Source organism: Shigella dysenteriae, assembly GCF_022354085.1.
Taxonomy (GTDB): Bacteria; Pseudomonadota; Gammaproteobacteria; order Enterobacterales; family Enterobacteriaceae; genus Escherichia; species Escherichia coli.
In genome coordinates this window covers 1,738,158-1,756,302 of sequence record NZ_CP055055.1, presented here as the reverse complement: position 1 = coordinate 1,756,302, position 18,145 = coordinate 1,738,158, and the positions used below count along the sequence as shown (strand labels likewise).

The following is an 18,145-nucleotide window of genomic DNA, read 5'->3' as shown; positions in this document are numbered from 1 at the left end:
ATAAAAGCTACTGCTTTCATAATGAGCGCCAATATAAAAGATGTCACCTGAATGAGATCAATTGTTGAAAAGAAAAATTGAGGAAAATCGTAACGGTACGACACTCCTCCCAAAATTGGCTGGAGTGTCGTGAAGTGAAATTAGCGCATTTCAGCGCGAACGCGCTCGAGATCTTCAGGGGTATCCACACCTGTGCCAGGAACTTCATGCGCGACAGCAACATGGATTTTTTCGCCGTACCACAGAACACGAAGCTGCTCTAACATTTCGATGTGTTCTAACGGGCTTGGCTGCCAGGTGACGTAACGACGGATAAAGCCTGCACGGTAGCCATAAATACCAAGATGACGCAGGAAGTTATCGCCAACGGTTTCAAGGCCTTTTGCAAAACGATCACGATCCCACGGAATGGTAGCGCGTGAGAAGTACAGTGCATACCCTTCAGCGTCGAGAACCACTTTCACCGCATTCGGGTTAAACGCTTCTTCCGCATTGTGGATTGGCACCGCCAGAGTCGCCATACCCACCTGACGCTGAGCGAGGTTATCAGCAACCTGACGAATGATTGTCGCAGGGATCATCGGTTCATCACCCTGCACATTAACGATCACCGTGTCGTCGCTGAACGCGCATTTTTCGACAACTTCCGCCAAGCGTTCTGTCCCTGACTGGTGATCGGCGCGCGTCATACATACTTCACCGCCAGCGGCTTCAACGGCGCGGGCGACATCCTCATGATCGGTTGCCACGATGATGCGCTCGGCACCTGATTCACGCGCGCGTTCAAGAACATGAACAATCATGGGTTTGCCGTTAATATCAACCAATGGTTTACCGGGCAGACGCGTGGACGCGTAGCGCGCGGGAATAATGACCACAAAACTCATGATTTACTCTCATCAGCAGTCAGCACGCGGGCTTCCGTTTCCAGCAACACTGGAATGCCATCGCGCAGCGGGAAAGCTAGGTTGTCCAGTTTGCAAATAAGTTCTTGTTTTTCCTGGTTATACCAAAGTTTTCCGTTGCAAACCGGGCAGGCAATGATTTCAAGCAGACGATGATCCATAGTTCCTCCAGATGGATCGGGTTATGAATGCATAAATCTTATCATAATCATTTATGCGACGGGGTCTATTTCCCAGCCGGTGCGGCAATCCGTAAAGAGACCTTGCGGGCAGTGTCCTAATGTCACCCGCGTTGCCTGCTGCCAGTTAGCGAAATCAGTAATCGCCTGACGTAACCCTTTTTGCAGCGTTGTCGTTGGTTTAATACCTTCCTGTAACCACAGAGAGATAACTTCAAGGATGCCTGTCTGGCGATGCATTTTGGCATCCATTCGCCCAACTAATTGCCCACGATGTAATAACGGCAGAACAAAATAGCCATACTGGCGTTTCGGCGCTGGGGTATAGCACTCCAGCCGGTAGCTAAAATCAAAAAGCTGCTCTGCGCGTTTGCGATCCCAGACAACAGGATCAAAAGGCGAAAGTACCGCGCTGTGCGTTGCAGTGAGCTTTCCGGCCAGCGCTCGCTCGAGTAGCGGCAGCAAATCAGCATGCAGCCAAAGATTGCCCAATTTTTCAACATGCACAGCAATGATTTGCTGCTGTTCAGCCCTCGCTTCACGCCACGCCGCCAGTGCCGGACGTTTCAGCCGATAGTAATCTGCCAGCCACTGTTCGCGGAATATTCCCAGGCTACGCGCACTGTTATCCAGCATGATGATTTCTGCTTCTGTTTGCGAAACGAGATCGCGCTCATCATCCCAGTCAGGCATGACACGGTGGGTTAAATCATAAACGCGCTGGAAGTTGCGCCGTTCAATCACCATCACCTTTCCGGCAGTAAATAAACCTTCCAGATGCCGTTTATGCGGCTTCCATTCCCACCAGCCGCTTGCACCTTTACGAGGATGCTCAAAATCGGCTGAACGTACCGGCCCCTTATCATGAATATGCTGAATTAACTGTGCAATTTCCGCCTCATGTTCCTGCATCCAGGCGTCTTTGTATTTCCAGCCCATTTTTTCAGGTGCCAGCATGCGGTGGCGAATAAGACGAAAGTCGCTGCGTGGCATAAAGCAGGCTTCATGCGCCCAGTATTCCATTAATTCGCCACGCGCCAGAGACTCATCCAGCCACTGGGCAGGATAATTTCCCAGACGACTGAAAAGCACCAGATATGGGCTACGGGCAACAATATTGATGGTATCGATTTGCAGCAAGGACATGCGGGAGATCGTTGCCGGAATATCCTCCAACGACGCTCGACGGCGGGGTTTGTTTAACAGGCCTTGCGCGGCAAGGTGAAGATTACGCGCATCAGCAAGGGAGAGGTGCGGCAGCGACATTCATGACTCCATCAATCGAACGCTGCCGCGGCGTAACTAGTTGCCAGAAGCCAGCGAGGTTAGTTGCGCAAGCAGTTTCGCTGGTTCATCACCTGAAAGCTGTGCGTCAACGGGCAAATACCACCAATTTTCTTCTGCAAAGGCCCGGCATTTCACCGCATCTTTTTCAGTCATTACCAGCGTTTGCCCGGTGCTTACCAACGCGCTGACATCCGCATGGTTCAAAGACTGATGATCGGCCAGCGGTACACATTTTTCCGGTTGTACACCGCACATCTTCAGCGTGGCAAAAAAGCGCGGCGGATGCCCAATCCCTGCCATCGCCACCACATGTTCAAGCTGAGCAACGTCACAACGCGTACCGGTACGTAAATTCACCGCCTGACCCGGCAGCAGATGCATGGGGATTTCACCGCTGCGGGGGACACCGCCGTTGACGATTACCGCATCAACTGACTTTAAGCGCCCCGCTCGCTCACGCATTGGCCCCGCCGGCAACCACCAGCCATTGCCAAAGCGACGCACACCATCAATAACGACAATTTCCACATCACGCGCCAGACGGTAATGCTGTAAACCGTCGTCGGTTACGATGATCTGCACATCAGGGTGTTGCGCCAGAATGGCTTTTACCGCATCAGAACGAACGGGAGAAACCGCAACAGGCGCATCAGTGCGTTGATAAATCAACACAGGTTCATCACCCGCCTGTGCTGTGGTGGTATCTGCCGACAATAACAGCGGATAAGATTCAGCCTTACCACCATATCCCCGCGATACGACCCCCACGCGAATACCGCGCTGTTGCAACTTTTCCACCAGCCAGACAACGACCGGGGTTTTTCCGTTGCCGCCTGCGGTGAGATTACCAACCACGACAACCGGTACGGGGGCACGCCAGGCACGCTTCAGTTTTAGTTTATAGCAAAGACGGATCGCGCCACTCACCAGGCCATACAACCAGGAGAGTGGCAGCAATAGCCGCCACAAAGGGGATTCACCAGACCAGATTTTTTCGATCATTGGCCAAACTGCATTTTGTGAAGTTGCGCGTAAACGCCGCGGTGCTCAAGCAAATCGTTATGCGTACCGCGTTCCACAATGACACCATCCTCGACGACCACGATTTCGTCTGCCTTTTCAATGGTAGACAAGCGGTGGGCAATCACCAGAGAGGTACGGTTTTTCTGCAACTCATCCAGTGCCGCCTGAATCGCACGTTCGGATTCGGTATCCAACGCCGAGGTAGCTTCGTCCAGAATCAGAATCGGGCTATCACGCAACAAGGCTCGAGCGATAGCAATACGCTGACGCTGACCGCCAGAGAGCAGCACGCCGTTTTCACCAATCACTGTATCGAGACCGTTATCCATCTTATTGATGAAGTCCATGGCGTAGGCCATACGCGCCGCTTCTTCAATTTGCTCACGGCTGTACTGTTCAGTCCGTGCGTAAGCAATGTTGTTAGCAACCGTATCGTTAAACAGATGGACATTCTGCGACACCAGAGCAACCTGGTTACGTAACGACGCCAGGGTATACTCGCGCAGATCGTGACCATCCATCAGGATTTCGCCTTCATCAATATCGTAAAAACGCGTGATCAGGCTGGCGATGGTTGATTTACCTGAACCAGAGCGTCCAACCAGAGCAACCGTCTTCCCTGCCGGAATTTTCAGGTTGATGTTACGCAATGCGGGTACGTCACGTCCCGGATAAGTAAAGGTGACATTGCGGAATTCCACGTCGCCAGTCGCACGCTCGAGCACGCGCTTACCTTCGTCTTTCTCCTGCTCACTGTCCAGAATGGTAAACAGCGTCTGACAAGCCGCCATACCGCGCTGGAACTGGGCGTTAACGTTGGTCAGCGATTTCAGCGGACGCATCAGTGCAATCATTGAAGAGAAAACAACGGTAATCGTACCGGCAGTCAGGCTATCCATGACACTTGGGAAGCTCGCCGCATACAGAACAAACGCCAGCGCCAAAGAGGCGATCAGCTGAATGATCGGATCAGAGATGGAAGAGGCTGAAACCATTTTCATCCCCTGAAGACGCATTCGGTTGCTGACTTTATCGAAGCGTTTCGTTTCCACTTCCTGACCACCGAAAATCAATACTTCTTTATGGCCTTTCAGCATTTGTTCAGCGCTGGTGGTCACCTGCCCCATGGTGTTCTGCATGTTTTTACTGATGTTGCGAAAACGCTTCGATACTACGCGAATCGCAATCGAAACAATCGGTGCCAACACAATCAAAATGATCGACAATTGCCAACTGTAATAGAACATCATGATGAACAGGCCGATGATCGACGCACCTTCACGCACAACAGTAATCAGTGCGCCGGAAGAGGAAGAAGCAACCTGTTCGGAATCGTAGGTGATACGTGACAACAGCGTACCCGTTGACTGTTTGTCAAAGAATGAAACCGGCATTCCCATCATGTGACCAAACAGGCGGCGACGCATGGTCATTACCACCTTTCCTGATACCCAGGAGATACAGTAGCTGGAGACATAGCTGGTGATACCACGCAAAATCATCAGCCCGATCACCACCAGCGGCATCCACACCAGCACGGAGCGATCTGTTTTACCAAAGCCATCATCAAGAAGTGGCTTAAGGAGCGATAGCATGAAGGTATCGCTGGCTGCGTTGAGGATTAACGCTACGCCCGCCACGATCAGACCCGCTTTAAAAGGCGCAATGGTTGGCCACAGTCGGCGGAATGTCTGCCACGTAGAGAGATCTTTGTCGTTATGCATTCAAAAAACCAGCATTTGTTGAAATAGCCGCATATTCTACCCGTTATCCACTGGCACGCCAAACCACTGATGATACCAACGAGGTAAAATTTGCTCCCTGAGGCTGCTAATCCGCCAGCCTTGCGCTGAAAAATCGACCGTTACTTGCCCCTGATGAGGAGTATCAAGCCACGTATAACCCTGTTGTTGATAGCGATGCTTAACTTTGTTAGAGGGCAGTCGCCATGCGTTATAGCGCGATGCCGATGCGAGTGCCACTTTTCCATTCACTCGCTGAATTAATGGCAACGATGATGAGGTATTACTGCCATGGTGAGGTACCTGAAGCAATGTTGCCTGCACTTGCTGCCAGTAACGGCTTAGCATCTTTTGTTCAGCTGGGGCTTCAATATCACCGGTTAGAAGAATGCCATTCGTCCCGTCATCAACCTTAACCACACAGGAATGGTTATTTCCTTTATCGTTGCTAGCTTGTAAAGGCCAGTGCACGCTGAAACGCAATCCTTGCCATTGCCACGCTTCGCCACGCACACAGGGCTGATGATGTTCCCAGTTTAACGGACTTCTGATCCATAACATCGGCCATGTATGCAATATTGAGTCCAGCCCTCCCCGGTGATCCAGATGTTCATGACTCAGGATAACGCCTTCCGGTTCAAGATTATGCCAGTGGAGCCAGGGGATAATCAGTTGTTGCCCACTATCCCCTTCAGGCCAGGCCAGTCCCGTGTCATAGAGAATCGCTTTGCCGTTTCTGGCTATCACCATTGCCAGCCCTTGCCCGACATCAAGCATGTACACTTGCCACTCGTCAGGTCGAGGTTTTTGCCACAGCGGCCAGCACATCAGCAAGCCTACAGCCACACACATTGCTGGCAACGTTCGCCAGGCGTTTAATCGCCATACAACCAGTAAGAACCATGGGGAAAATGATAGCCATTGCCAACGTTCAGCAATGTTGATCCACCCTTCTGGCAAACTCTTTAACCCCCAGAAAAGTAAAGCCAAAGACCGGTCGGCAAGAAACCATAACCCTTGCTCCAGGATTAACGGCCCGCTTAAATGCACAACCATCGCGGCGAGGATCAACGGAACCGTGATAAATGTCACCAAGGGAATTGCTAATAGATTTGCAATAAACGAGGTCAGACTAATGCCATGAAATATGACGATTTGCACGGGCATAAGCAGAAGTGTGATTCCCAGTTGCAGATGGATGAGGGAAACAACTGCACGCAATACCGGCGGCAGTTGCCACTCAGGACAGGGAAACCACTGATACCAAAATATCAATGCCGCGACCGCAGCGGCAGAGAGCCATAAACTTTGCGAGAGAATGGCAACAGGATCCATCAGCAAAATTGCCGCCAGACAACATATCCATACATCCCAGCCACTCCACTGTCGCCCACTTAACTTAAGCATTCCCCACGTAGCAAGCGCCACGACGGTACGCAATGCAGGAGGTTGCATTCCCGTCAGCCAGGCATAAAAAGTAGCACAGCAGATTCCGCCAATTAATGGCATTTGCCAGTGGATCCAGCGCCCAGGCAGAAAAATTTGTCCACTGCGAATGAGTCCGGCAGCCAGCAACGCCGCAAAAGCGATGTGCAATCCCGATATCGCCATTAAATGCGCCGTTCCAGTATCACGCATGATATTTTTGATTTCTTTAGGGACGGATAACCGTTCCCCCATACCTAAACCAAGAATAACCGCATTCCACGGATAGGGTTGCAGCGTTGTTTGTAGTGACGCCAGATACTGTGCACGCAGGCTACAACTCGGTTCAATAACACTTGCCTGCAGAAAGCGGCCGGTGAGCGGCTGATGCAGGGCAATGGCATAACGCTGACTATCAAAGCCGCCATCATTAAGTTGGCCATGAACCGCACGAACTTTGAGTTTCATTGACCATTGTTGTCCAGCACAAACCGCTTGCGGAAGATATTCGCCATACAGCACGAGGCCTGGCGCAGGGAATATACGTCGACCTTGTAGATGAGTAATTTGACCGTAATGAGTGGTCATGCCGTCAGTAGCAGTGATCTCAACAATTGCATCCTGCGTCGCGCCAGTTAAGGTTTCTCCTGCCCACAAAATTTGCTTTGCTGATAATATGCCCCAAACGAAAAACAGCAACGTCAGCGCGATATAACGTAGCGTTTTAACAGGGATAAATGCCAGTACGCAGGCGAAGAGAGTCAGAAACGCAAGGGTTAATGTCCCTGGCAATTGGGGCAAAATCAGCAACGGAAAAATTCCGCAAATTATGCATACGCCGACTGTCGTTATTTTCATGCACCCCTCCCTGTTTATGGAAAGTGTGCAACTTTGTTGAGCGGTTGTCTGGTGGGAATTTTGCGTTCCCCGAGGCACATTCAGAAGAATTTAACGAGAGGGTGAAAACTGCTCAAAACTCTGCGAGGCAGCTTCCAGTTCCAGATTAGAGAAATGAAAAAAGCACCCGACAGGTGCTTTTCTCGCGTTCAAGTTTGAGTAAAAACTTAACCGTAAATATTGGCGCGATCGCGCAGTTCTTTACCAGGTTTAAAGTGAGGAACGTATTTTCCTTCCAGTTCTACTTTATCGCCAGTCTTCGGATTACGTCCGGTACGTGGTGCGCGGTAGTGCAAAGAGAAACTGCCGAAACCGCGGATTTCAATACGCTCGCCCTGCGCAAGAGTCGAGGCCATATGCTCCAGCATCTCTTTTACTGCATCTTCAACCGTCTTGGCGGGAATGTGCGATTGCTGGGTGGCAAGTCTTTCTATCAATTCTGACTTGGTCATGATTCCTCCGGTTCCTTAAAGGCAAATTAAGCGGCTGCTGTTGCTGCATTGATTAAGGGCGGCCGTAGCCGCCCTTAGTGCTTGATTACAGGACGAAACCTGCAATCTGTCAAGTAAACTCAACAAACTTCGGAATAAAAATCCCGAAGAGTCAGAGAATTACTCGCCTTTAGCTGCTTTGAAAGCTTCAGCCATTGCGTTGTTGGAGAAGTTTGCATCTTCCTGTTTGTTAACAGTTGCGATTGCATCTTTCTCGTCAGCTTCGTCTTTCGCACGAACAGACAGGCTGATTGCGCGATTTTTACGATCAACGCCGGTGAATTTAGCTTCAACTTCGTCGCCAACGCTCAGAACCAGGGTAGCGTCTTCAACGCGGTCACGGGATGCTTCAGAAGCACGCAGGTAACCTTCAACGCCGTCAGCCAGTTCTACGGTTGCGCCTTTAGCGTCAACTGCAGTTACTTTACCGGTTACGATAGCGCCTTTCTTGTTCAGAGCAACCCAGTTGTTGAACGGATCTTCTGCGAGCTGTTTAACGCCCAGGGAGATACGTTCACGTTCTGCGTCAACCTGCAGAACAACTGCAGCGATTTCGTCGCCTTTTTTGTATTCACGAACTGCTTCTTCGCCTGCAACGTTCCAGGAGATGTCAGACAGGTGAACCAGGCCGTCGATGCCGCCGTCCAGGCCGATGAAGATACCGAAGTCAGTGATAGACTTGATTTTACCTTCAACACGGTCGCCCTTGTTGTGGGTTTCCGCGAACTGCTGCCACGGGTTAGCTTTGCACTGTTTCAGACCCAGGGAGATACGACGACGTTCTTCGTCGATATCCAGAACCATAACTTCCACTACATCGCCAACGTTAACAACTTTGGACGGGTGGATGTTTTTGTTGGTCCAATCCATTTCGGAAACGTGTACCAGGCCTTCAACGCCTTCTTCGATTTCAACGAAGCAGCCGTAGTCGGTCAGGTTGGTCACGCGACCAGTCAGTTTGGTACCTTCCGGATAACGTTTAGCGATAGCTACCCACGGATCTTCGCCCAGCTGTTTCAGGCCCAGGGATACACGGGTACGTTCGCGGTCGAACTTCAGCACTTTAACAGTGATTTCGTCGCCCACGTTGACGATTTCGCTCGGATGCTTAACGCGTTTCCAGGCCATGTCAGTGATGTGCAGCAGGCCGTCAACGCCGCCCAGATCAACGAATGCACCGTAGTCAGTGAGGTTCTTAACGATACCTTTAACTTCCATGCCTTCCTGCAGGTTTTCCAGCAGCTGATCGCGCTCTGCGCTGTTTTCGGATTCGATAACGGCACGACGAGAAACAACAACGTTGTTGCGCTTCTGATCCAGCTTGATTACTTTAAATTCAAGCTCTTTGCCTTCCAGGTGCAGAGTGTCACGCACCGGACGAACGTCTACCAGAGAACCTGGCAGGAACGCACGAATACCGTTCAGCTCAACAGTGAAGCCGCCCTTAACTTTGCCGTTGATAACACCGGTAACAGTTTCAGCATCTTCGTAAGCTTTTTCCAGCGTGATCCAGGCTTCGTGACGTTTAGCTTTCTCACGGGACAGCAGAGTTTCACCGAAGCCGTCTTCTACTGCGTCCAGAGCAACGTCAACTTCGTCACCTACCTGGATTTCCAGCTCGCCCTGGGCGTTTTTGAACTGCTCAGCCGGGATGGCGGACTCAGATTTCAGACCAGCGTCAACCAGTACTACGTCTTTGTCGATAGCAACAACAACGCCACGAACGATAGAACCCGGGCGGGTTTCGATTTCTTTTAAGGACTCTTCAAAGAGTTGAGCAAAAGATTCAGTCATGTTTAATCTTCAGGTTTATATTTAACGTCCACCTGGCTCCATGCCGGATGGGGTTGTTTAACATACCCGCTGTCATTCCATTGCAACGGGGGTACTGCAAATTCGGTCGCTTATGCGAGAGCCAATTTCTGGCGCGCGTATTGTAGCGCTTTTTCAATCACTTGCTCAATGCTTAAGGTGGTGGAATCCAACACTAAAGCATCGGCTGCCGGAACCAGTGGCGCTACCGCTCGGTTACGATCGCGGTCGTCGCGTTCTTTGATCTCGGCCAAAAGGCGCTCAAAGTTAACACTAAAGCCCTTCTCCTGCAACTGTAGCATGCGGCGATGCGCACGTTCTTCCGAGGAGGCGTCAAGGAAAATTTTCACTGGCGCATCAGGGAATACCACCGTTCCCATGTCGCGGCCATCGGCAATCAGGCCTGGTAATTCGCGAAACGCGCGTTGGCGACGCAATAATGCTTCACGAACGCGTGGGAATGCCGCGACTTGTGAAGCTGCATTCGCCACTTCCTGAGTACGAATTTCGCCGCTGACATCTTCCCCTTCGAGGATCACTTCCAGATTGCCATTGGTTGACACAAAACGTACATCCAGATGGGATGCCAGCGGTACCAGCGCATCTTCCGACGCAACATCAACATGGTGATGTAATGCCGCCAATGCCAGTACGCGATAAATTGCACCCGAGTCCAGCAGATGCCATTGCAACGCTTCCGCCATAGCCTTACACAAGGTGCCTTTCCCTGCACCGCTTGGGCCATCAATGGTAATAACCGGGGCAATTGCCGTCATCTTTATCTCCTTAAAACAGGCGTACCGTTAACATAACCGCGCGCATTATACGCGCCGACGCCACAAATCGTTAACGTTGTGTGCAAAAACCAGTTTTGTATGTATTCAGATGGGGATTTATTGCGCAATTATAGCGGGCTGGCAGAAGACCAGCCCGAAAGATGACAATGATTTACTTACCAGAGGCGATACGATCACGGATGTGTTGTGCACGCTCTGTTGATGGTGGGTGAGAGTCAAACATGGACTGGGTGCGACCGCCATCCAGGCTAGCCAGTTTTTCGAAGCTGCCAACCAGCCCCTGGGTGCTGATGCCACGTTTCTTCAACAGATCAAAGGAGAAATCATCTGCTTCGGACTCTTTATCGCGGGAGTATTTCGCATTGATAGCGCCTTCTGCGATATCACCCAATTGTGAGCGGGAAAGCTGGGAAGCCACACCGCTGGTAGCTGAAATGGCATCGCGTGCGGCAACGATCGCATAAGAAGCTTTCATTTCAGCCAGCGAGTGACCCAACGCGACGTGGCCCAGTTCATGGCCCAGAACGCCTTCAATTTCGTTATCGTTCATCATGTCCATCAGGCCACTGTAAACACGAACACAGCCGTTCGCCATCGCCCATGCGTTGACGTCGCTGGTCATATAAACCTTATAGTTGACCGGCGTGCCATTAATATTGTTACCCAATGCTTTGGCGATTTTTGCCAGACGTTTACCGTACTTGCTGGATTTACTTGCGACTTGATTGCCGCTGTCCATTTCGGCACAGCCCTGATTGGCAATCGCTTTTGCATCGGCATCGCTTAATGTTGCTGCTTTATAGGCATTTAAACCGGAGCTGATAGCCATATTGGTATCAATACCGTGGGTATTTTGACACCCCGTCAGTAATGCTGCAGAGGTCACAATCGCCAGCAGTAATTTAGTATTCTTCATGTGAATCATCCGTTGATTAATCATATATAAATATTATGTATCAACAACTTACATTGACAACTGACGCTACCATTAATCAAAATGACTCACAAGGTCCGAAAAAAAACGCCGGCAATGTGCCGACGTTTTGATAAAGAAAGTTTTGGCTATTTATTGGACGTTATTCATTCAGGCTGCCTGGCTAATCCGCGCCAGCTGCTCGAAATAATCCGGAAATGTTTTGGCCGTACATTTGGGATCAAGAATCGTCACTGGTGTATCTGACAACGCCACCAGCGAGAAACACATCGCCATCCGGTGATCATTGTATGTCGCGATCTCGGCAAAGTTCAGTTTTTCCGGTGGAGTGATACGAATGTAATCGTGCCCCTCTTCTACTTCCGCACCGACTTTACGCAGTTCTGTTGCCATCGCAAACAGGCGATCGGTTTCTTTAACACGCCAGTTATAGATATTGCGCAGCGTGGTGGTGCCTTTTGCAAATAACGCCGCCGTGGCAATGGTCATCGCCGCATCAGGAATATGGTTCATATCCATATCAATAGCGTTCAGTTCACCACGCGTACAGGAAATATAATCATCGCCCCAGCAAATGGTCGCGCCCATTTTTTCCAGCACATCAGCAAAGCGAATATCACCCTGCATACTGTTGCGTCCAATGCCGGTCACTTTTACAGTTCCGCCTTTGATTGCTGCTGCTGCCAGGAAGTAAGAAGCTGAAGATGCATCGCCTTCGACCAAATAAGTACCCGGTGACTGATAAGGTTGACCACCTTTCACCACAAATTGTTGATAGTGCTGATTTTCAACTTCAACACCAAACGTCTTCATCAGATTGAGTGTGATGTCGATATAAGGTTTAGAAACCAGATCGCCTTTAATACGAATAACTGTATCTTCCGGCGCAAGCGGCGCAGTCATTAATAGTGCGGTGAGGAATTGACTGGAAACGGAACCATCAACGTCAACATTGCCACCTGTAAAGCCGCCCTGTAAACGCAATGGCGGATAATTTTCTTGTTCCAGGTAAGTGATCTTCGCCCCGCCCAGGCGCAGCGCATCCACCAGATGACCAATCGGGCGCTCTTTCATACGCGGCTCACCGGTCAGCACAATATCATTGCTACCCAGACAAAGAGCTGCCGCCAGCGGGCGCATTGCCGTTCCGGCGTTTCCGAGGAACAACTCCAGGGCACCTTCTGCGTGTAATGGACCGCCGTTACCGATAATTTCGCAACGCGTACGATCGGCTGAAAGCGTATAGCTTACCCCTAACGCTGCTAATGCATTCAGCATATGGCGCACGTCATCGCTATCCAGCAGATTGGTTAATACTGTTTTGCCGTGTGCTAATGCCGCCAGCAATAAAGCGCGGTTAGAAACGCTCTTGGAACCGGGCAGATTAATAGTGCCATCGACACGAGCGATGGGTTGTAACGTCAGGGATTCCATGAACTCAACTCTCTACAACAGAAATAAAAACCCCACAGGCTGGCTGTGGGGATTAAGCAAAATTTCGGCATTAGCCGTGACGGCGTTCGAACTCAACCATGAAGTCTGTCAGCGCTTTAACGCCTTCCAGCGGCATGGCGTTATAAATGGACGCGCGCATTCCGCCGACCACACGGTGACCTTTCAGTGCATGAAGGCCTGCAGCAAAAGACTCTTCAAGGAACAATTTGTCAAGCGCACTGTCTGCCAACTGGAATGGTACGTTCATCCGCGAACGGTTAGCTTTCGCCACGTCATTGCGGTAGAAATCGCTGTTATCAATTACCCCATACAGCAGTTCTGCTTTTTGCTGATTGATTTTATCCATTTCAGCTACACCGCCGTTCGCTTTCAGCCATTTAAAGACCAGACCAGACAGATACCAGGCAAATGTCGGCGGCGTGTTAAACATGGAGCCGTTATCGTTGAGGATGGAATAATCCAGAATCGACGGACACGCGATATTCGCTTTGCCCAGCAAATCTTCACGAACGATGACGATTGTCAGGCCTGCCGGGCCGATATTTTTCTGCGCGCCAGCGTAAATTACACCATAACGGCTGACGTCAATCGGACGGGAAAGAATGGTTGAAGAGAAGTCGGCGGCGACCACCACATCTTTGCCGAAGTCTGGCGTTTCGTCGATGGCGATACCGTCGATGGTTTCATTCGGGCAGTAATGCATATAAGCAGCATTATCAGAGAGTTGCCATTCACGCATGGGCTTAACCGCGCGCAGACCATCAACAGTCACTTTGGCGTCAAAGACATTAGGCGTACAGTATTTTTTCGCTTCTTTAATGGCACTTGCCGCCCAGTAACCGGCATCAACATAATCTGCGGTGGTTTTATCACCGAGAATATTCAGCGGTACCGCAGCAAACTGACCGCGACCACCGCCATGGCAGAATAATACCTTGTAGTTGGAGGGGACATTAAGAAGATCGCGAAAATCCTTCTCGGCTTCCTCTGCAACCTGAATGAACTCTTTGCCACGGTGACTCACTTCCATCACCGACGTACCAAGACCGTTCCAGTCGCGCAGTTCCTGTTGAGCCTGTTTAAGCACCTCTGCCGGTAGCATTGCCGGACCAGAACTAAAATTGAAGATTTGAGCCATTTCCCCTCACCACGTTGCGTTGCCATTAACCCCCAGTCAATCGATTGCGACCGCGGGTAATATGTTATTCCTGTGGCTATCGGTTTTATCATTCAGTGACACGCATCGCAATGGGTAAAACCGTTGAGGGCAAAAATGCGGCACGCGTCACACAACAGAATCTCTCGGATTATTACCAAAAAACCGATATTTTTGCTGTCAGGTCACCCGTTTAGCCCGACTTGCCTTCGTCCATTCTGGATTTGCACAGCGCGGACATAATTGTTTTTCCCCCGCGTTCATATGAATGATTTCACTACAACGGATGCAGGCATAGTCCGCCGACTCCGGCACCACTTTGTAACGCTGCGTACAATCACTGGGTAAAATAAGTAAACCCGGTTTCACCTTGTCATCTTCAAAGAAATAGACACTGATTTGCCCGTTGGTTTCGAGAATCGCCAGACGTACCTGCCCCAGCTGCTCCACGCCACGCAATCGTAGCTCCATAAAGAACTCAAATTCCGTCATGTTGGAGTTATTGAGTTTCGACCAGGCCAGCTCGCCATCTTCAATAATGACAACTGGCTTGCCTTCCAGAAGATCCTCCAGTTTTTCACTGTGCGCCATCAACCACATTACCAGGCGGTATAACAACGCCAGAGTAATAAAGACGATAAGTACCGGGACCATCGGCACATCATCATAAAACGCCACATCTCCCGCCGCTGACCCCAGCGTCAGAATGATTAAAACTTCAAACAGCGACATCTGCCGCACTCCGCGTCTTCCGGTCATTTTGAGGAACAAAAAAACCAGTACAAAGGTATACAGACTACGTAGTGCAACTTCGCCAAGGAAATCAAAAGGCACTTTATCAAATGCCATACGGTGGAGATCGAACGCCTTCATTTTTATGCTCTTAACGTGGTTTATCCGCTAAAAGCATAGTCAACAGTTCATCGGCATGGCGGCGGTGATAGCGCCTTTGAGATAAAACCCGTATTATTGCGCGCTTTCCGTACGACTAAAGTGATTTTCATGACGCAAACATTTATCCCCGGCAAAGATGCCGCTCTGGAAGATTCCATCGCTCGCTTCCAGCAAAAACTTTCAGACCTCGGCTTTCAGATTGAAGAGGCCTCCTGGCTGAATCCCGTGCCTAACGTCTGGTCTGTACATATTCGCGACAAAGAGTGCGCACTGTGTTTTACCAACGGTAAAGGCGCAACCAAGAAAGCGGCGCTGGCTTCTGCACTCGGTGAATATTTCGAGCGTCTCTCAACCAACTACTTTTTTGCTGATTTCTGGCTGGGCGAAACCATCGCCAACGGTCCATTTGTGCATTATCCCAACGAAAAATGGTTCCCACTGACCGAAAATGACGATGTGCCAGAAGGGCTGCTCGATGACCGTCTGCGCGCATTTTACGATCCGGAGAATGAATTGACCGGCAGTATGCTGATTGACCTACAATCCGGTAACGAAGATCGTGGTATTTGCGGTCTGCCGTTTACGCGCCAGTCCGACAATCAGACCGTTTATATTCCGATGAATATCATTGGTAACCTGTACGTTTCTAACGGTATGTCCGCTGGCAATACCCGCAACGAAGCACGCGTTCAGGGGTTGTCCGAAGTTTTCGAACGCTACGTGAAAAACCGCATTATTGCTGAAAGCATCAGCTTGCCGGAAATCCCGGCAGACGTGCTGGCGCGTTACCCAGCGGTGGTTGAAGCGATCGAAACACTGGAAGCAGAAGGTTTCCCGATCTTCGCATATGATGGTTCCCTTGGCGGCCAGTATCCGGTGATTTGCGTGGTACTGTTTAATCCTGCTAACGGCACCTGCTTTGCCTCTTTCGGTGCGCATCCTGATTTTGGCGTAGCACTGGAACGTACCGTGACCGAGCTGCTGCAAGGTCGTGGCCTGAAAGATTTGGATGTGTTTACTCCGCCAACCTTCGATGATGAAGAAGTCGCTGAACATACCAACCTCGAAACGCACTTTATCGATTCCAGCGGTTTAATCTCCTGGGACCTGTTCAAGCAGGATGCCGATTATCCGTTTGTGGACTGGAATTTCTCCGGCACCACGGAGGAAGAGTTCGCCACGCTGATGGCTATCTTCAACAAAGAAGATAAAGAAGTTTATATTGCCGATTACGAGCATCTGGGCGTTTATGCTTGCCGTATTATCGTGCCTGGCATGTCCGATATTTATCCGGCTGAAGATTTGTGGTTAGCGAATAACAGTATGGGTAGTCATCTGCGCGACACCATTCTCTCGCTACCAGGCAGCGAGTGGGAAAAAGAAGATTACCTGAACCTTATCGAGCAACTGGATGAAGAAGGTTTTGATGACTTTACCCGCGTGCGTGAGCTGTTGGGTCTGGCGACCGGGTCGGATAACGGTTGGTACACCCTGCGTATCGGTGAATTAAAAGCCATGCTGGCGCTGGCTGGTGGCGATCTGGAACAGGCTCTGGTCTGGACCGAATGGACGATGGAGTTTAACTCATCGGTATTCAGCCCGGAACGCGCCAACTATTATCGCTGCCTGCAAACGTTGTTATTACTGGCACAGGAAGAAGATCGCCAGCCGCTGCAATATCTGAATGCGTTTGTTCGCATGTACGGCGCAGATGCCGTGGAAGCCGCCAGTGCGGCAATGAGCGGCGAAGCGGCGTTTTATGGCTTGCAACCAGTAGATAGCGATCTGCACGCGTTTGCTGCACATCAGTCGCTGTTGAAGGCCTACGAAAAGCTGCAGCGCGCCAAAGCAGCATTCTGGGCAAAATAAAATCAAATAGCCTACGCAATGTAGGCTTAATGATTCGTCTGAGTTATATTACGGGGCGTTTTTTTAATGCCCCGCTTTACATATATTTGCATTAATAAAATAATTGTAATTATAAGGTTAAATATCGGTAATTTGTATTTAATAAATACGATCGATATTGTTACTTTATTCGCCTGGTGCTCCCTTTTAATTAACTGTTTTAGCGGAGGATGCGGAAAAAATTCAACTCATTTGTTAATTTTTAAAATTTATTTTTATTTGGATAATCAAATATTTACTCCGTATTTGCATAAAAACCATGCGAGTTACGGGCCTATAAGCCAGGCGAGATATGATCTATATCAATTTCTCATCTATAATGCTTTGTTAGTATCTCGTCGCCGACTTAATAAAGAGAGAGTTAGTGTGAAAGCTGACAACCCTTTTGATCTTTTACTTCCTGCTGCAATGGCCAAAGTGGCCGAAGAGGCGGGTGTCTATAAAGCAACGAAACATCCGCTTAAGACTTTCTATCTGGCGATTACCGCCGGTGTTTTCATCTCAATCGCATTCGTCTTCTATATCACAGCAACCACTGGCACAGGCACAATGCCCTTCGGCATGGCAAAACTGGTTGGCGGCATTTGCTTCTCTCTGGGGCTGATTCTTTGTGTTGTCTGCGGAGCCGATCTCTTTACTTCCACAGTGTTGATTGTTGTTGCTAAGGCGAGTGGGCGCATAACCTGGGGTCAGTTGGCTAAAAACTGGCTAAATGTCTATTTTGGCAACCTGGTCGGCGCACTGCTGTTTGTACTTTTAATGTGGCTTTCCGGCGAGTATATGACCGCAAATGGTCAATGGGGACTAAACGTCCTACAAACCGCCGACCACAAAGTGCACCATACTTTTATTGAGGCCGTCTGCCTTGGTATCCTGGCAAACCTGATGGTATGTCTGGCAGTATGGATGAGTTATTCTGGCCGCAGCCTGATGGACAAAGCGTTTATCATGGTGCTGCCGGTCGCGATGTTTGTTGCCAGCGGTTTTGAGCACAGTATCGCAAACATGTTTATGATCCCGATGGGTATTGTAATCCGCGACTTCGCATCTCCGGAATTCTGGACCGCTGTCGGTTCTGCACCGGAAAATTTTTCTCACCTGACCGTGATGAATTTCATCACTGATAACCTGATTCCGGTTACGATCGGTAATATTATCGGCGGTGGTTTGTTGGTTGGGTTGACATACTGGGTCATTTACCTGCGTGAAAACGATCACCATTAATGGTTGTCGAAGTACG

15 protein-coding genes are annotated in these 18,145 nt (G+C 50.0%); 2 read left to right on the top strand and 13 right to left on the bottom strand.

Annotation, left to right across the window (positions count from 1 at the left end; translation table 11 throughout):
* Positions 1 to 140: 140 nt before the first annotated feature.
* The 13 genes from kdsB to HUZ68_RS08300 form a co-directional block, all read right to left on the bottom strand.
* Complete coding sequence (kdsB, locus tag HUZ68_RS08360; protein ID WP_000011613.1) at positions 141 to 887, bottom strand: 3-deoxy-manno-octulosonate cytidylyltransferase; 747 nt, start codon at positions 885 to 887, stop codon at positions 141 to 143.
* On the bottom strand, positions 884 to 1,066 hold the full coding sequence (gene ycaR, locus HUZ68_RS08355) for a protein YcaR (RefSeq protein ID WP_000350058.1): 183 nt from the start codon (positions 1,064 to 1,066) through the stop codon (positions 884 to 886). Before ycaR ends, kdsB begins: the two co-directional genes overlap by 4 nt.
* Before the next feature lie 51 nt (positions 1,067 to 1,117).
* On the bottom strand, positions 1,118 to 2,350 hold the full coding sequence (gene ycaQ, locus HUZ68_RS08350; RefSeq protein WP_000056535.1) for a crosslink repair DNA glycosylase YcaQ: 1,233 nt from the start codon (positions 2,348 to 2,350) through the stop codon (positions 1,118 to 1,120).
* A 36-nt stretch (positions 2,351 to 2,386) separates the two neighbouring features.
* Complete coding sequence (gene lpxK, locus HUZ68_RS08345; protein ID WP_033815687.1) at positions 2,387 to 3,373, bottom strand: tetraacyldisaccharide 4'-kinase; 987 nt, start codon at positions 3,371 to 3,373, stop codon at positions 2,387 to 2,389.
* Positions 3,370 to 5,118 carry a lipid A ABC transporter ATP-binding protein/permease MsbA gene (msbA, locus tag HUZ68_RS08340; RefSeq protein WP_000551273.1) on the bottom strand — a complete coding sequence of 583 codons (1,749 nt, stop codon included), beginning with the start codon at positions 5,116 to 5,118 and terminating at the stop codon, positions 3,370 to 3,372. The genes lpxK and msbA overlap by 4 nt, the downstream gene beginning before the upstream one ends.
* A 36-nt stretch (positions 5,119 to 5,154) precedes the next feature.
* The gene (locus HUZ68_RS08335) at positions 5,155 to 7,419 is read right to left on the bottom strand and encodes a ComEC family protein (protein ID WP_033815686.1); all 2,265 of its coding nucleotides are present in this window, start codon (positions 7,417 to 7,419) and stop codon (positions 5,155 to 5,157) included.
* 206 nt (positions 7,420 to 7,625) lie between these two features.
* Positions 7,626 to 7,910, bottom strand: coding sequence for an integration host factor subunit beta (gene ihfB / locus HUZ68_RS08330; RefSeq protein ID WP_000167336.1), 285 nt, complete (start codon positions 7,908 to 7,910; stop codon positions 7,626 to 7,628).
* Positions 7,911 to 8,069: 159 nt separating this feature from the next.
* Positions 8,070 to 9,743 (bottom strand): 30S ribosomal protein S1, encoded by a 1,674-nt coding sequence (gene rpsA / locus HUZ68_RS08325; protein WP_000140327.1) that lies wholly within the window; start codon positions 9,741 to 9,743, stop codon positions 8,070 to 8,072.
* 110 nt (positions 9,744 to 9,853) lie between these two features.
* On the bottom strand, positions 9,854 to 10,537 hold the full coding sequence (gene cmk, locus HUZ68_RS08320; RefSeq protein WP_000125016.1) for a (d)CMP kinase: 684 nt from the start codon (positions 10,535 to 10,537) through the stop codon (positions 9,854 to 9,856).
* 172 nt (positions 10,538 to 10,709) lie between these two features.
* A complete protein-coding gene (ycaL, locus tag HUZ68_RS08315) occupies positions 10,710 to 11,474 on the bottom strand; it encodes a metallopeptidase YcaL (protein ID WP_000799175.1) in 765 nt (254 codons plus the stop codon).
* 168 nt (positions 11,475 to 11,642) lie between these two features.
* Complete coding sequence (aroA, locus tag HUZ68_RS08310; protein ID WP_033815685.1) at positions 11,643 to 12,926, bottom strand: 3-phosphoshikimate 1-carboxyvinyltransferase; 1,284 nt, start codon at positions 12,924 to 12,926, stop codon at positions 11,643 to 11,645.
* Positions 12,927 to 12,996: 70 nt separating this feature from the next.
* Positions 12,997 to 14,085, bottom strand: a complete 1,089-nt coding sequence (gene serC, locus HUZ68_RS08305; RefSeq protein WP_000057149.1) for a 3-phosphoserine/phosphohydroxythreonine transaminase — start codon at positions 14,083 to 14,085, stop codon at positions 12,997 to 12,999.
* A gap of 198 nt (positions 14,086 to 14,283) precedes the next feature.
* Complete coding sequence (locus HUZ68_RS08300) at positions 14,284 to 14,976, bottom strand: DUF421 domain-containing protein (RefSeq protein WP_000642852.1); 693 nt, start codon at positions 14,974 to 14,976, stop codon at positions 14,284 to 14,286.
* A gap of 129 nt (positions 14,977 to 15,105) precedes the next feature.
* Here HUZ68_RS08300 and ycaO point away from each other — a divergent pair, with 129 nt between their 5' ends.
* Complete coding sequence (ycaO, locus tag HUZ68_RS08295; protein WP_001612733.1) at positions 15,106 to 16,866, top strand: 30S ribosomal protein S12 methylthiotransferase accessory factor YcaO; 1,761 nt, start codon at positions 15,106 to 15,108, stop codon at positions 16,864 to 16,866.
* A gap of 405 nt (positions 16,867 to 17,271) precedes the next feature.
* Positions 17,272 to 18,129 (top strand): formate transporter FocA, encoded by an 858-nt coding sequence (focA, locus tag HUZ68_RS08290; protein ID WP_000642546.1) that lies wholly within the window; start codon positions 17,272 to 17,274, stop codon positions 18,127 to 18,129.
* Positions 18,130 to 18,145: the final 16 nt, after the last annotated feature.

Bases quoted from the DNA above. Each gene is read 5' to 3' on its own strand.
- cmk (WP_000125016.1), bottom strand. From the start codon at position 10,537: ATGACGGCAATTGCCCCGGTTATTACCATTGATGGCCCAAGCGGTGCA.
- ihfB (WP_000167336.1), bottom strand. From the start codon at position 7,910: ATGACCAAGTCAGAATTGATAGAAAGACTTGCCACCCAGCAATCGCAC.
- HUZ68_RS08300 (WP_000642852.1), bottom strand. From the start codon at position 14,976: ATGAAGGCGTTCGATCTCCACCGTATGGCATTTGATAAAGTGCCTTTT.
- ycaQ (WP_000056535.1), bottom strand. From the start codon at position 2,350: ATGTCGCTGCCGCACCTCTCCCTTGCTGATGCGCGTAATCTTCACCTT.
- rpsA (WP_000140327.1), bottom strand. From the start codon at position 9,743: ATGACTGAATCTTTTGCTCAACTCTTTGAAGAGTCCTTAAAAGAAATC.
- kdsB (WP_000011613.1), bottom strand. From the start codon at position 887: ATGAGTTTTGTGGTCATTATTCCCGCGCGCTACGCGTCCACGCGTCTG.
- ycaR (WP_000350058.1), bottom strand. From the start codon at position 1,066: ATGGATCATCGTCTGCTTGAAATCATTGCCTGCCCGGTTTGCAACGGA.
- ycaO (WP_001612733.1), top strand. From the start codon at position 15,106: ATGACGCAAACATTTATCCCCGGCAAAGATGCCGCTCTGGAAGATTCC.
- msbA (WP_000551273.1), bottom strand. From the start codon at position 5,118: ATGCATAACGACAAAGATCTCTCTACGTGGCAGACATTCCGCCGACTG.
- aroA (WP_033815685.1), bottom strand. From the start codon at position 12,926: ATGGAATCCCTGACGTTACAACCCATCGCTCGTGTCGATGGCACTATT.
- serC (WP_000057149.1), bottom strand. From the start codon at position 14,085: ATGGCTCAAATCTTCAATTTTAGTTCTGGTCCGGCAATGCTACCGGCA.
- lpxK (WP_033815687.1), bottom strand. From the start codon at position 3,373: ATGATCGAAAAAATCTGGTCTGGTGAATCCCCTTTGTGGCGGCTATTG.
- ycaL (WP_000799175.1), bottom strand. From the start codon at position 11,474: ATGAAGAATACTAAATTACTGCTGGCGATTGTGACCTCTGCAGCATTA.
- HUZ68_RS08335 (WP_033815686.1), bottom strand. From the start codon at position 7,419: ATGAAAATAACGACAGTCGGCGTATGCATAATTTGCGGAATTTTTCCG.